The sequence below is a fragment of the Mesorhizobium sp. IMUNJ 23232 genome (assembly GCF_044326205.1).
Taxonomy (GTDB): domain Bacteria; phylum Pseudomonadota; class Alphaproteobacteria; order Rhizobiales; family Rhizobiaceae; genus Kumtagia.
In genome coordinates this window covers 37,448-50,981 of record NZ_JBIRCY010000038.1, presented here as the reverse complement: position 1 = coordinate 50,981, position 13,534 = coordinate 37,448, and the positions used below count along the sequence as shown (strand labels likewise).

The following is a 13,534-nucleotide window of genomic DNA, read 5'->3' as shown; positions in this document are numbered from 1 at the left end:
CTAAAAAATGGCGCTAGCTGAGGCTGTAACCGGCCTTCCGATGATTCACCTTCCAGCTTTCGCGACTCCCTTTGTCAGGAGATAACAAGAGCCGTTGACGACTGCCAGCATCGTCCCCTCGTGGGCATAGTGGCCAATCAACAAGCGCCGGCGCGACCAGGCCAATATTTGAGCCGGCGGTTAGAACAGGTCCAGGGTCAATTTCTTTGAGATTCCCAGCCCGAACATAAACTGGTTCTCATCGCCGAATTTCACGATTGGAGAGTCGGCTGCGTCGCCGACCAGTTTGCTATACGAGGCCTCCGCATTGAGGAACCATGTTGGCCGGAACTCATACTTGGCGGTCCCCCTAAGACCGAAACTCTTGAAACCGCCATCCGGCTCGAATGCAGCGACCCGGAAGCCGGTATTGGCTGACTCAACCGTCGAAACGCCGAAGTAGCCATCCATATAGTCGCTCGAAGCAGCGGTTGCGAAGGGACCAATCTTCAATTCCAACTCATTAGTCGGACGCGCAACGGCGTTGACGCCAAACTCCCCGACCACGCCCTCCGCCCCACCAAAGGCATAACGGGCTTCACCCCATACTTCCGCGTTTGCCCACTCATAGCTGGCCCTTAGCCCAGCCTCAAAAGTTGCGTCGACATCGTCCAGACCGGACAGGTCTGAATCACCATCGAAGTCACGATCCGACGTGTAATTGAAGGAGGGGCCGAACGATAAGCCCCCGCGTTCGGGAGTTAGGCTTCCGATGGTAAAAAGGCCTGGAATGCTCAGGTACCCCACTCCGATGATTGGAAACGCGGAGACCTCGTAGTCGGATGACCCCTCATATTCAGGCTGCACCCTGCCACCAAACCCAAGCTCAATAATAAGATCGATATCGTTCTGTGCGCCGGAATCGTCGGCATAGTCAGCCGACCAAACTTGGGTTGCGAGCAAAGTCGCGAATGCGGCGATGGGGAGACGAAGGGTCATTGGATACCTCGGACGCTGCAAAGGCGTTTGTTAGCAGTGTGTCATTGGGAGAGCGGCCGCAACCTTTGGAGGGTTGGAAAGGCGAGGCGACCAGGACATGGGCCAGTCGCTGTGTCCTTATTATCACCGAACCCCTCGTCAGCGTCTGTCACCACATTCGAGCGCCTGGCCCGCTGACGACCGTTATTGGTGCGGGCAAGGAGAGATATCTCGGCTAAAGGCAATCCCGCACGATGAATGGGACGTCGAATGCCGCACCGAGAAGACGGTCATCAAAATCCTATTCCGGATGAGTTCGCACACAAGATATCGCCGCGCCGGCAACTGGCCAGTCAAATGTGCTTCCCTTCCGATCGCTATGAGCCGAGGCTCAGGTATGACGGAAAGAGCCTGGAGTGGCCGGGCGCCACCCTCTGACCCCCGCGCGCAGCGGCATTCCCCTCGGACCGTCGCCTTCTGACCTACTTGCCGTGGTCGTGCTCGGGGCCAAAGACGTCGAGGAACAATCTGACCGCCAGGCAACTTTCTTGGAGATCGCGATTTTGCGGTTCCGGAACGTGGTTGAGGGAAGCGCCGCATATGAAACTCGTTCTCGGTCGCGTCTGGACTCTCGTGAGAACCGCAGTCGTTGGCTTCATCAACGACAATGCGCTAACCCATGCTGCGGCCATGGCGTTCTATGCAGCCACATCGCTTGCGCCCATTCTGCTCATCGTAATTGCCGTTGCCGGCCTTGCGGTAGGGCGAGATGCTGCCCAACTAGCGGTAACTGCGCAGTTGACCGGTCTCCTGGGTCCGCAGGTTGCCGACTTGCTCAAGTCGATCATCGAGGGGGCTTCCAACAGCACCAGCGGAGTAATTGCCGCCTCAGTTGCGCTTATCACTCTTATCGCGAGCGCATCTGGCGTATTTGGGGAAATGCAGTCTTCGCTTAATCAGATTTGGAAGGTCGAGCCCACTTCCACAAGCCTGTCCGGGCTAGTGAGAGCCAGAGCCGCAAGCCTGGGACTGGTCGCGTCGCTGGGATTTCTGCTGCTGGTATCGCTCGCTGCGAGCGCTGCAATTTCGGGGCTCGGGGGCTTCATCAATTCGCGCCTGCCGTTCGGCGAAGTCATCCTTTCGTTCGTCAACACCATCGTGTCACTGTCACTCGTGGCATTGCTCTTTGCTGGGATCTACAAAGTTCTGCCTGATCGTTCGCTGGCATGGAGAGACGTCCGTTTCGGCGCGGTGACGACGGCCGTTCTCTTCACCATTGGGAAGTCCTTGATCGGATGGTATCTCGGAACGAGCGCAGTGGCCTCGTCCTACGGTGCGGCAGGCAGCTTGATTGTTTTGCTCTTGTGGGTGTTCTACTCATCCTCGATTTTTCTTCTCGGCGCAGAACTCACTCGCGCCTACGCCACGAGCTTCGGGACCAGGCCAGACCTGAAGCACATCACGACTTCGATCGCCGACGATCCAATTCCTCCCCAGCCGCCGGTCAGTGCAAACAGTAGCCCCTTTCTCACCGTTACGCTGATCGCATTTGTCTCGGCGCTGACGACGGCAATAGCCATTACGAAGCGTTTCGATCGGACCGGTCCCCAATAGCCGGACTGTTCGTTGGATGCGCCAAGTGCCAGGTCGTTCCGCCGCAGACTGGACAACCAGGTAAGACGTTGTCGCGAACCGTCGCGCTCACGTTAGCGCATCGCTCGCACGCAAACATTTCCCCGGTTGGTGCAACTGTCCCAGCTTTGACTTTTCGTGGTTCTCGCACGTCCCAGGGCGGATCGATCGACAGCCCTGGTCGGTGTTCGTGTGGCGCGAATTTAAAGGCCGACAGCGAGCCATTTGTTTCCAGATAGGCGGCTCGGACCTGCCCAAGATGCTCGACATCTTTCAAACGCAGTTGCTCAAACAGCTCGTCGTGCGCAAAATTTGAGATCTCAAGGGCTTCGCAGTTGATGATACCGTCGCGAATGATCTCGATGCTTTTGCCCTCGATCACGTCCTCCAGCCGGGGATTGCGTGCGAGGATGTAGCTGAGAGCCTTGTCGAGGAGTATCACCACAGTGATCACCACCATGCAGTGGACGAGGGGCACGTCTGGATAAAACATGGCGTCGCCGACCGCGGAGCCGAGCGCGATGACCAGCAGAAATTCGACGAGCGATAACTGAGCGATCGACCTGCTGCCAATCCAACGGATTAAAACGAGCGTGTAGCCGTAGATGATGATCGTGCGGACGGCGATCTCCGCAAGAAAAAGCGGGGGCTCGTTTCCAAACAACATTCGCGGGAGATCGAACGCCGCAACCGGATCATCCATACGTTCACCTTTCGAGCCCCGGTGCCTGGCGCCACGTGTTTTTGGCCGAGCCTAGACTTAGCTTATCCGGGATAGCGATGGATAGCGCTCCGAGGTCTACGAAACGACGTACCGCAGCCATTCCAGCCCAATCAGCGCTCAAGACCGCGGCTTCAAATACGCATCGGCGGGCCGGGTCCCGAACTCCCAAGGCTTCTGCTCGTGTGAGCGCAGCTTGGTGACGCGGCTGCGCGAGACAGGCGAGAGGCCGAGTTCGGCTGCATATTTGTGCATGATCTCCAGTTGCTTGGTGGCGATCGCCGGCCAAGGCGACTGCTGGATGTAGCCGGAGGGCAGCGTGATCAACAGCGGCGTCTCGGCAAGCTTGCGCTCGGCTTCCACCCAACGGCCATAGGCCTGGCAGTAGGCCGCAAGAACCGCGCGATCGTTGTCTCCGATGATGCCGCGCAGATGCAGGCTCGCGGCAAACCCTTGAGCAGGGCAGGGGTCTGAGCCCGGGTGTTGCTGGCGCGCTTGCGCGGGCTCTCCTGCAGGATGGAATGGACCTTGTCCCACAATGCCCGGCTGATGATTGCCTCATGTTCACCGGGATAGCTGCTGCCCTTGTGCACGGCCTCGCCGATGTACACCCGGTTGAGCAGCTTGTATGGGAATCGGCGCCGAACTTTGACCCCCGTATGCAGGCCGCATAGAGCTTTGATTTGCCTGTCTGAATCAAAAAAACGGTCGGGTTCATAATCGGCGCCGATGGTGACCCCAAAGGTAGGGCGAATTCATTAGCAAAGTCATGCACTTGTGGCCTTTCAGACTGGGGTCAAAGTTCGGTGCTGATTCACAGCCCGATCTCCTTGACAACGGCCCGTGCGGGGAAGCGGCCCGGCCGTTCAAGCAGCTCCCGAAAATACGGGTGGAGTTTGGCCGGAGTAGTGCCCGCTGGGACCCTGAGAAGATCAAACGGCTCGTTCGGTTCGTCACCTTGGGAACCAAGCTCTTCAAGGTTTTCATTTTGTATCGCATGTGCGAAGGCGTTTCGCAGACCAATAGTTGCGTATTCTTCGCTGCGCAGGCTGACTTTGAGTTTGACCGAGCGAAAGCGCCCAACGCGATCACGTGCCAGCAATTGCCAGCCATAGTCGTCATCCGTAGTGTCGCGAAAGACAAAGCCAAGAAGCTTCTCGTCCAGATCTGCCCACCACGAAAGTTCCTCTGCCATAACGCGCGCTAGGGATCTGCGCGTGCCAAGGGTATAGAGATCGAAGCGCCTTCGCGAGACGGGCTTGCTGAGAAGATGGTCCCTATCGCGTCGCGCTTTTTTGTGTTTCGCAGCGCCCATTTACCCGACTCGAAAGGGCGCCTTGGACATGAGGCGGCTAGCTGTTGCAATGGCAAAATGCGCATCTCGGGCAAGAACATCTTCGGCAAATCCTCCCTCGCCGACGGAACGCCTCACCAGGTTGTTGGGGTCGTTTACATTCCGGAAGTGAGAGAGAGGGTTGCGGAGGTCCGCCAGTCGTTTGAGATCAGCAACCTCTTCCGATGAGAGAAAACCCATAGCTAAGCACCGCCTGAGTGTCTCATGAAACCCCACCTTCGCGGGAAGGTCTTCTCCTGCCACGTGCAGAAGCCCAGCCAGATTGTTTTCTGCAAGCGACTGACAAAGTAAAATGGTCGCGGCAAAATTGCCGTAAACGAATGAGGACCGAGCTTCAGTCAGCGCCGTATGAGCTACGGTTCCTCCAAAGAGAAGTGTTCCGCCGCTCCCCAAGCAGCGCCCGTGGTCGATCAAGTAGTGATACCGGGCGAGTCGACCCGGTAGATCATCATGCAGCTCCGCCAATAGTAGCTGGAGAAGTGCAACATCTGATGCAGCTGAGAAGAGATCGGATACGTCATCGTTCGAGTCAATCACGGGTCAGCTCCGTGGCACAAATTGCCATGTTTGTGCAATATTTGATAAAGGCAGCCTACCGTTCCGTAGGGAAGCCGAACGAGCTACCTCAGCGCCGCACAAAGTGGATCGAATGTCGGACATCGCCATTGTCATCGCACTGCAAGTTTCGCATTGGAAGTGCGCCATCGGAAATGCTAGTAGCGCTTTATCCGTCGTTCTCGGTTTGTGCGTTTTTAGTCGCATAAGGTTGCAGTATGGGACCGGGACCGGGTCACCTCCGTTCACGAAATAGCGCCTAGATTGGTGTTGCGAGCGCCCGCCCCTTGATTCGCCGCTTGGGGATGGAGGAGAAGGCAATAACGACCGGTCTGGATGTTACCGGCGGTTTACAAGGCGCAACACGTTAGATGCAAAATCGCTATTTCCGTGACGTTTCCCTTGGGTGGCGAGCCCTACGCTCGGACGAGTTCACTGCTCCTCCCAGAAATCCGCGTACAAATGCCTTTGCCTGGTCTTTCTCCTCAGCCGATGTCGAGCTCGACTTGGTCCAGAGGCAGACGTTTCGATTCTTCTGGGAGGGCGCGCATCCGCTGAGCCACCTTGCACGTGACCGCCAGAAAACGACCGGCGATCCCGACAACGATCTCGTCGCTATTGGTGGTTCCGGGTTCGGCATCATGGCCATCGTGGTCGCCGTCGAGCGCGGATGGGTCTCGCGCGACGAGGCGGTCGCCCGGCTCGGCACTATGCTGTCGTGCCTGGAACAGACACCGCGATACCACGGCATGTTTCCGCATTTCATAAACGGGCGCACGGCGGAGACTATTCCCTTCAGCCGCAAGGATGAAGGCGGCGATGTGGTCGAGACGGCGTTACTGTTCCAAGGGCTTCTCTGCGCCCGTCAGTATTTTGACCGCGCTGCCCCTCAGGAGCGGAATCTCCGTCATCGTATCGACCGGCTTTGGCGTGAAGCCGAATGGGACTGGTACAGGCGCGACGGCGGCAACTATCTTTACTGGCACTGGAGTCCGAGGCACGGGTGGGCGATGAACCGAAAAGTCGCCGGCTGGAACGAGGGCCTGCTGGCGTACGTGCTCGCCGCCGGTGCGCCCGATCATGCGATCGACCCCGAGGTCTATCACCAGGGGTTCGCGTCGGGGCCGGGTTTCCGCAATGGGCGGAGCTACCATGGCATCGAGTTGCCGCTCGGCATGGATCATGGCGGCCCGCTGTTCATAGCGCATTATTCCTTCTGCGGCCTCGACCCGCGCGGGCTGACGGATCGCCATGCCGACTACTGGGAGCAGAATGTTCGCCACACCCGCATCAATTACGAGCATTGCGTTGCCAATCCACACGGCCACGCGGGATACGGGCCGGATTGCTGGGGCCTGACATCCAGTCACGGTCCGAAAGGCTATGTCGCCCATGCGCCGGGTAAGGATATCGGCGTGATCACCCCGAGTGCAGCCCTCTCAAGCTTTCCCTATGCAGCCGAAGAGGCGGTGCGCGCCTTGCGGTATTTCCTGGCCAAGCCAAAGCATCGCATCTGGGGCCGGTTCGGTTTCGTTGATGCCTTCTGCGAAAGTCGTGACTGGTACGCGCGGACCTATCTGGCGATCAACCAAGGCCCAATCGTCATTATGATAGAGAATTTCCGGACCGGCCTGCTCTGGAACCTCTTCATGAATGCGCCGGAAGTGCAGGTCGGTCTGCGCAAGCTGGGTTTTACCAGCCCGCATCTGTCGCAAGGCCGAGACGCAATGGCTATGCTTACGGAGTGACGCTGACCTCAACCTCCATGGCGACGAAGTCCTCTGGTGCACCGACATAGCCACCGACGATCGGCATGATCTGACGGTTGCTGCGGGCGACCGCGACCGGGATCAGGCTGGCTCCACCTAGCCGGCGATGCGTCGGGTCGAAGGCAATCCATCCAGCGCCGGGAAGATAGACCTCCGCCCAGGCATGTGTCGAACCGGGATCATCGATGCGGGCTTCAGCATCGAACAGATAACCCGAGACGGCGCGGGCGCCGAAGCCGAGATGGCGTACCGCCTCGATGAACAGGGCAGCGATATCGCGGCAGGAGCCGCTCGCCAGCGCCAGCGTTTCCAGCGGCGTCTGCGTGCCTTCCTCGTCGCGGACGCGATACGCCACGGAGCCGAGGACGCCCGCGTTGAGGTCCTTCAGCAGCGAAAGCGTGTCGGTCGAGGCGCCGCTGACGAAGGCACGTGCCCATGCCCCCAGCCTTCCTGTCGAATCTTCATGTTCCGGAATGTGCAACGCGCCGAGATCGGCCAGGTCATCGCGGGAATATTGAAACGGGAAGGAATGCGCCTCGGGCGCGATTCGGAATACTGGCCACGCCTCGGCCAATTGTTCGACGGTCAGATTGCTGGTGATGACCAGTTCGGAAGTCGGCTCCGCGAACGTGCCGGTGGCAATCAGATTGCCGAAGACGTCCTGCGTCCAGTCGAGTTGCGCATCAGGAGAGCAGCCAAGCGAACTCGCCAGCACGACGACGTCATGGCTGCTGCGAGGACGGAGCATCATGCGATGGGGCTGGAGCACGACAGGGCGCGCGTAGCGGTAGGTCGTCCTGTGGCGAATGGTCAGCTTCATGCGCCCCGCCGAAAAGCTTTCTGCGGCGCCGTCATCCTCGATAGAACTCTCATGCGAATGCTCCGAGGTTTGCTCACGGCGTACACGAGGGACAACGCAGTCCTAACAAGATTGTTGCTGCGCTGCACAAAAAGATCGGCAAGAGCCCGCATAGGAGTTAGGGTGTGACGTGGTTGGGCACTGATGCTTATTCATGCGACCGATCGGAGCGACCGCCGTCCTTCGTCTGTGACTTAAAATTAAGCGTGTGAAATTCCTGACCTGTGGAGTCCTCGGTTCCGATGCCGTTGTTTTCCGTGAACCATTTGACGGTCTATCGCTACCGACGACCGGTCCGCTTCGGCGAGCACCAGCTGATGTTCCGGCCGCGCGACAGTTACGATCAGCGGCTCCTCGATGTGTCGCTCAACGTCGATCCTGAGCCGCAGGCCGTTCGCTGGACACATGACGTCTTCGGCAACTGCGTGGCGCATGTAAGCATGTCCGAAATGGCGCAGGAGCTACGTTTCGAGACCAGCATTCGACTGGATCATACACCCCAGGCCGTTCCCGATTTTCGCATCGACGAGAAAGCATTGCTGTACCCCTTCCGCTATTCCCCAGACGAACTGCCGGACCTGGAAAGCACGATCCGACGACAGTTCGACGACGATGGCGGTGACGTGGATAAGTGGGCCCGCCAATTCACCAGTGGGAGCAATGCCATCGAAACCGGCGCGCTGCTGATGACGCTATGCTACGCGATCCACGAAGGCTTTACTTACCAGCGCCGCTCCCAACACGGCACGCAACCACCGCTCGTGACGCTGCGATCGAGACATGGCTCGTGTAGGGATTTTGCCTTGCTGATGATGGAGGGTGTCCGCGCGCTCGGCTTCGCCGCCCGTTTCGTCACCGGTTACATTTACGTGTCAAGCCGCGATGGAAAGCCCAATCTGGGTGGGGGCTCGACCCACGCCTGGTGCCAAGTTTATCTGCCTGGCGCCGGATGGGTCGAGTTCGATCCGACGAACGGCATCGTTGGCAACCGCGACTTGATAAGAGTGGCGGTTGCGCGCGATCCTGGACAGGCCGTTCCGCTATCCGGGAGCTATTATGGAAAGGCCTCGGACGATCTCGGAATGACAGTCCAGGTCAATGTAACAACCGAACGACATGTCGATGCCTGAACGATCACATCGTAAAGCAACTGGGCGAATTTCCAGGCGTTGATGGAGTCAGCAAACAAGGGGCATCATGAAGATCCGAGCCGGTTTCACGCTTGCCTACCAATGCCCCCAACCGACGCAGATGCTGCTCGTGCTCGACGTGCATCCTTCCCGCCGGCCGGACCTCCTCACCGATGCGACCATCCAGTTTGATCCTCGGGTCGAAGCGCGCGGCTACATTGATGGCTTCGGCAACGGCTGCACCCGCATCACGGCACCGGCAGGGACAATCCAGATCTCGTCAGAGTTTCTTATCCATGACAGCGGCCGGCCGGATGTCGTAGCGTGGGACGCTGTCCAGCACGACATCAAGGACCTGCCCGACGACGTGCTCGTCTTCCTGCTTGGCAGCCGCTATTGCGACACCGACCGGCTCGGCTATTTCGCCTGGGCCAACTTCTCAAACACTCCACCCGGCTGGGCGCGGGTACAGGCCATCTGCGATTTCGTCCACAGCCACATCGCCTTTAACTACCAGAACGCCGACGCATTGCGCACCGCCTATGGCGGCTTCACCGACAGGACAGGAGTGTGCCGCGACTTTGCCCATCTTGCGATCACGCTGTGCCGCTGCATGAACATTCCGGCGCGCTATTGCACAGGCTATTTGGGCGACATCGGCGTTCCGCCCGTCCCCGATCCGATGGATTTCAGTGCCTGGTTCCAAGCCTATCTCGGTGGCAACTGGTACACTTTTGATGCGCGCCATAACAAGCCGAGGATCGGGCGGATCCTGATGGCGACCGGTCGCGATGCCACGGACGTGGCGCTTTCGACCAGCTTTGGTCAATCGCAACTGGTAAGGTTCGAGGTTGTCACCGACGAAGTGACTTAAGCCGCGGTCGCCTTGAGCAAGCGGATCGCCGTGACGCCCGCTCTTGCCTTGGGCGAAGCCCTCTGGTCGTTGCGGCTCTAGCCTGACGCCCAGTCAGCCAGCGGTGACCGAAATAGTGGCGTGCCAACCAGCCAACCCATATGGTTTGTTGGGTTCAAGGCAGCATTTCCCGGAGGGATTTTGAGGCTGCCGAGACCTGATGGGGCTGCAAGACGCATAATGGTATTTGACCGACCAGTTGAGCAGATCTTAGGAATTGGCGCACTCGTGCTTCTAGGCGTCGGGTGCATTGTTGTTCTCTGGCCATTCCTCTCTGCCCTGATTTGGGCCGCTGTGCTCTGCTTCTCTACCTGGCCAATTTACCTCTGGTTCGAGGGACTTTTGGGAGGAAGGAGGACGCCTGCCGCGCTTCTCATGACACTCCTTGTAGCAGCCGTCGTCGTGGCTCCCTTTGCTATCTTGGTGGCAACACTGGCCGATAGTGTGGCGACTGTAGCCCAGGCGGTGAACCGCCTTCTTGAGCAAGGACCGCCCGCGCCGCCTGCCTGGGTAGCCGAACTCCCCTTAATAGGAGAGCGTCTCGCCCTCTATTGGCAGGGTCTCGCTTACAATGCACCGGCGTTCCTCGTCGAACTGACGAAGCTGATACGTCCCGCGACCGACATCGCCGTAGCCAGCGGTGCTGTTCTGGGCGTCGGACTCCTCGAACTGGTCCTAAGCGTGTTCATCGCGTTCTTCTTTTATCGGTACGGGCGCCAGATAGCGGCTTCTGCGCGCGGCAGTTCCGAGCGGATCGGTGGCACTCGCGCACGCCATCTGCTTTTGGTTGCTGGATCAACAGTCACCGGGGTCGTCTACGGTGTAATCGGGACGGCTATTGCGCAAGGACTGTTGGCCGGGCTCGGGTTTTGGATAGCAGGTGTGCCTCAGGCCCTGCTGCTCGGCTTCATCACCTTTCTTCTGTCCTTCGTGCCCGCCGCCCCTCCGCTGGTCTGGGGGTCTGTCGCGCTGTGGTTGTTCTTTCAGGGAGAGGTTGGCTGGAGCATCTTTGTCGCGGGATGGGGGCTGCTGCTGGTGAGCAGCATAGACAACCTGTTGAGGCCCTATCTCCTAACGCAAGCGAACAGCTTGCCCGTGTTACTCAGTTTCTTCGGCTTCCTCGGCGGCATTTTGGCCTTCGGCTTCATCGGGGTGTTCCTCGGCCCGGTGCTGTTAGCTGTGGGATACAGCCTGTTTCTCGAATGGCAGGCGACCGACAAGAACGAGAGGCAGCCTCCTGTTGATTGATCTACCCGCGGAAGACGTCGCGTGCCGCGCACAGCGCGGTGCCAAAAACATGTGGGAGGCGGCCGTTCTGGTCGCCTCCGCCTCCTGGATTGTTATCGTCAGCCCTTGATTGCGATCCGCTTGGCCTGCGATTGTGCCTTGGCGGTTTTGGGCAAGATCACGGTCAGCACGCCATTGCGGAAGTGTGCATCAACCTCGTCCTGCTCGACCTCGTAACCGAGCGGGATGCGGCGCTCGAACCGGCCGTAAACTCGCTCGGAGAACTGGCGGTCCTTGTCCTCAGTCTCCGAACGCTTCTCACCCTTGAGCGTCAGCACACCGTCATCGAGCAGGACCTCGACGTCCTTCTCCTCCAAGCCGGGCACCTCCGCCGTGATGCGGATTTCCTTCTCAGTGTCGGAAATCTCGACGCTTGGCCAATTGGCGCCACGCGAGGCAAAGCCCCCGAACGACGGCAGCCGCGTATCGAAGCCGCGGAAGACGTCGTCGAACAACCGGTTCATCTCGCGATGCAGTGCCATGAAGGGATCCCGGTCGTTGTCGCGATAAACGGCCGGTGTCTGGTTGGAATCCCGTCCCCACGGGATGAGATCACGAATGGTCATGTGTCTTCTCCTTGTGCTTGCAATGTGCAGAACGACCCTGGGCGCCGGCAATGCTACCGGCGCCGGGAATCGTCGCGTCTCTGGTGAGCAGCGCCTTACGCAGCCTGCTTGTTCGCCTCGACCTGCGCGACCGTCGGCGTGGCATCGCCGGCTGCTATGGCGATGCGCCGCGGCTTCATCTCCTCAGGCACCTGACGCACCAGGTCGATGATCAAAAGGCCGTTTGCCAGCGAAGCCCCGCCGACCCTCATGTGATCGGCAAGTTCGAAGCGGCGGGCGAAACGCAGCGCCGCAAGCCCGCGGTGCAGGTACTCGGCCCCTTCCTCTTCGTTCCGCTCGCCGGTGACGACCAGAAGGTTCGGCTCCAGTGTGATGTCGAGATCGCCCTCGGCAAAGCCCGCCACCGCGATGGTGATGCGATAGGATTTCTCACCGGTGCGAGCGATGTCGTAGGGCGGCCAGTTATCGACGGCCTGAAGCCGGCTCGCGTTTTCGAGCAGGTTGAAGACCCGGTCGAAGCCGATGCTCGACCGGTAGAGCGGCGAGAAGTCGAATGCGGTTCTCATAGCTATATCCTCCAATGAGCAACATAGACATGAGGAGCGCCAAGAAGCCGGCGCTCCCTGACTGTACCGGCCCCGTCTGGCGACCGGCAAATTGGATTTGAGAACTGTTTTTTGTTGCGTCAAGACCCCGAAGAGATGCTGAAAGCGAACGGGAAACTGTCAGGGCGAAACATCGCTCGGAGGCAGCGTGGCCACTGCGATGCTTTGGGCGGACGACCCGTTCTCGGGCCCGTCGACGAGACCGCAATCGCGGAGAGATTTGCGACCGGGCTTCTGTTCAGGAACTGTGAGAGGCCTCGGCTTGGCACGAATACGAGTGTTGATGGGTGAAGGCCGGCCGGTACCGGGAACCGTTGCTGCGCTGGTCGAACTGCCCGATCCGGACGAGCATCAATAGCGCCTATCAGTGTATCGCTATGAGGCCCTCGATCGCCTTCCACTCGGACGGTTTGATCAGACGATTGTGCGCGACGCGCACCGAATGTAGTGCCCCCTCCAGTTCACGCTCCCAATAGCTGAGGAAACCCTTCAACTCGGGAAACTCCGGCGCGAGGTCGTAGTCCTGCCAGACATAGAGCTGCAACAGGCTCGGGTGATCCGGAAGATGATAGTGGATCTCGGCTGTCGTGAGGCCGTAGCCTTCCATCTGCAGGCGGAACTCCCTGCTGACCCTCGTCACCATATGATTCTCCTTTGGCGAACCTCAGGCATCCAGCCTGTCGAAGCTGTGAGAGAACTCGCAGGACGCGGATTGGCGCGCCGATGCATCGCTGTCGAGCTGCCGCAGCGCATCCATGATCTGATCGAAGGAGATTGGCTGCTCAGCACCTGGCGGCTGCCGCAGCGCCGGCATCGATTCCACGGCGCAGGCGTCCGAAGCCCACGATGACAGAATGGCGCGTTTTTCCTGTAGTTCGAGCGTGGCCTCGCTGAGCACGTCGTCGGGGTGCTTGAAGTGCCTGGCCGGCGCAAGCAGGCGGTCAAGCGAAAGGTCCGACGTTTCGGGGGCGAGAGAGGGAATGATCGGCGAGAATTTCTGTCGGTTCATCGATGTCCTCCGTCTGCAAAAAACTCCTCGATTGCGTTCAGTTTCCGGCTGCACAGGGGCGGCACCGGGCTCGGATAATTTTGTTGGATCGCCGCGAAATTTCAAGCAGGAAGATTCCAGCTCGAACGAAATAGCTGCGTGATAACAGTCCGTTGGCACTTGAAAGTTGCGAGTGCT

15 protein-coding genes and 1 pseudogene are annotated in these 13,534 nt (G+C 59.2%); 5 read left to right on the top strand and 11 right to left on the bottom strand.

Features of this window, described 5'->3' with window-relative positions:
• Nucleotides 1–180 precede the first annotated feature (180 nt).
• Entirely contained in the window at nt 181–978 is a 798-nt protein-coding gene (locus tag ACH196_RS24480; RefSeq protein WP_349009510.1) for a MipA/OmpV family protein, read from the bottom strand.
• Nucleotides 979–1,557: 579 nt separating this feature from the next.
• On the opposite strand from ACH196_RS24480, the gene ACH196_RS24475 reads away from it, so the two are divergent.
• Nucleotides 1,558–2,571, top strand: coding sequence for a YihY/virulence factor BrkB family protein (locus tag ACH196_RS24475; protein WP_396649549.1), 1,014 nt, complete (start codon nt 1,558–1,560; stop codon nt 2,569–2,571).
• Here the strand turns inward: ACH196_RS24475 and ACH196_RS24470 are convergent.
• The 5 genes and pseudogenes from ACH196_RS24470 to ACH196_RS24450 form a co-directional block, all read right to left on the bottom strand.
• Nucleotides 2,537–3,292: a DUF421 domain-containing protein gene (locus tag ACH196_RS24470; protein ID WP_396649548.1), complete on the bottom strand. Its 756-nt coding sequence runs from the start codon at nt 3,290–3,292 to the stop codon at nt 2,537–2,539. The genes ACH196_RS24475 and ACH196_RS24470 overlap by 35 nt on opposite strands.
• A 138-nt stretch (nt 3,293–3,430) precedes the next feature.
• Nucleotides 3,431–3,730, bottom strand: coding sequence for a phage terminase small subunit P27 family (locus tag ACH196_RS24465; RefSeq protein ID WP_396649571.1), 300 nt, complete (start codon nt 3,728–3,730; stop codon nt 3,431–3,433).
• Between the two features lie 26 nt (nt 3,731–3,756).
• Nucleotides 3,757–3,939: pseudogene (locus tag ACH196_RS24460) on the bottom strand (recombinase family protein); the annotation flags it as partial.
• 185 nt (nt 3,940–4,124) lie between these two features.
• Nucleotides 4,125–4,505 (bottom strand): hypothetical protein, encoded by a 381-nt coding sequence (locus ACH196_RS24455; protein ID WP_396649547.1) that lies wholly within the window; start codon nt 4,503–4,505, stop codon nt 4,125–4,127.
• A 120-nt stretch (nt 4,506–4,625) separates the two neighbouring features.
• Nucleotides 4,626–5,201: a hypothetical protein gene (locus tag ACH196_RS24450; protein ID WP_396649546.1), complete on the bottom strand. Its 576-nt coding sequence runs from the start codon at nt 5,199–5,201 to the stop codon at nt 4,626–4,628.
• A gap of 524 nt (nt 5,202–5,725) precedes the next feature.
• On the opposite strand from ACH196_RS24450, the gene ACH196_RS24445 reads away from it, so the two are divergent.
• Entirely contained in the window at nt 5,726–6,967 is a 1,242-nt protein-coding gene (locus tag ACH196_RS24445; protein WP_396649545.1) for a glucoamylase family protein, read from the top strand.
• On the opposite strand, the gene ACH196_RS24440 is transcribed toward ACH196_RS24445, so the two are convergent.
• Nucleotides 6,957–7,808, bottom strand: coding sequence for a transglutaminase N-terminal domain-containing protein (locus ACH196_RS24440; RefSeq protein ID WP_396649544.1), 852 nt, complete (start codon nt 7,806–7,808; stop codon nt 6,957–6,959). The two genes, ACH196_RS24445 and ACH196_RS24440, sit on opposite strands and share 11 nt — an antisense overlap.
• Nucleotides 7,809–8,089: 281 nt before the next feature.
• Between ACH196_RS24440 and ACH196_RS24435 the strand changes: the two genes are divergently transcribed.
• From ACH196_RS24435 to ACH196_RS24425, 3 genes are all read left to right on the top strand, one after another.
• The gene (locus ACH196_RS24435; protein ID WP_396649543.1) at nt 8,090–8,977 is read left to right on the top strand and encodes a transglutaminase N-terminal domain-containing protein; all 888 of its coding nucleotides are present in this window, start codon (nt 8,090–8,092) and stop codon (nt 8,975–8,977) included.
• 67 nt (nt 8,978–9,044) lie between these two features.
• A complete protein-coding gene (locus tag ACH196_RS24430; RefSeq protein ID WP_396649542.1) occupies nt 9,045–9,851 on the top strand; it encodes a transglutaminase family protein in 807 nt (268 codons plus the stop codon).
• 216 nt (nt 9,852–10,067) lie between these two features.
• Nucleotides 10,068–11,138, top strand: a complete 1,071-nt coding sequence (locus tag ACH196_RS24425; protein ID WP_396649570.1) for an AI-2E family transporter — start codon at nt 10,068–10,070, stop codon at nt 11,136–11,138.
• A 98-nt stretch (nt 11,139–11,236) separates the two neighbouring features.
• On the opposite strand, the gene ACH196_RS24420 is transcribed toward ACH196_RS24425, so the two are convergent.
• The 4 genes from ACH196_RS24420 to ACH196_RS24405 form a co-directional block, all read right to left on the bottom strand.
• Nucleotides 11,237–11,743, bottom strand: coding sequence for an Hsp20/alpha crystallin family protein (locus ACH196_RS24420; RefSeq protein ID WP_396649541.1), 507 nt, complete (start codon nt 11,741–11,743; stop codon nt 11,237–11,239).
• Nucleotides 11,744–11,838: 95 nt separating this feature from the next.
• Nucleotides 11,839–12,309 carry an Hsp20 family protein gene (locus tag ACH196_RS24415; RefSeq protein WP_396649540.1) on the bottom strand — a complete coding sequence of 157 codons (471 nt, stop codon included), beginning with the start codon at nt 12,307–12,309 and terminating at the stop codon, nt 11,839–11,841.
• A 403-nt stretch (nt 12,310–12,712) separates the two neighbouring features.
• Nucleotides 12,713–12,991 carry an usg protein gene (locus ACH196_RS24410; RefSeq protein ID WP_396649539.1) on the bottom strand — a complete coding sequence of 93 codons (279 nt, stop codon included), beginning with the start codon at nt 12,989–12,991 and terminating at the stop codon, nt 12,713–12,715.
• A gap of 21 nt (nt 12,992–13,012) precedes the next feature.
• Nucleotides 13,013–13,357 carry a hypothetical protein gene (locus tag ACH196_RS24405; RefSeq protein ID WP_396649538.1) on the bottom strand — a complete coding sequence of 115 codons (345 nt, stop codon included), beginning with the start codon at nt 13,355–13,357 and terminating at the stop codon, nt 13,013–13,015.
• Nucleotides 13,358–13,534: the final 177 nt, after the last annotated feature.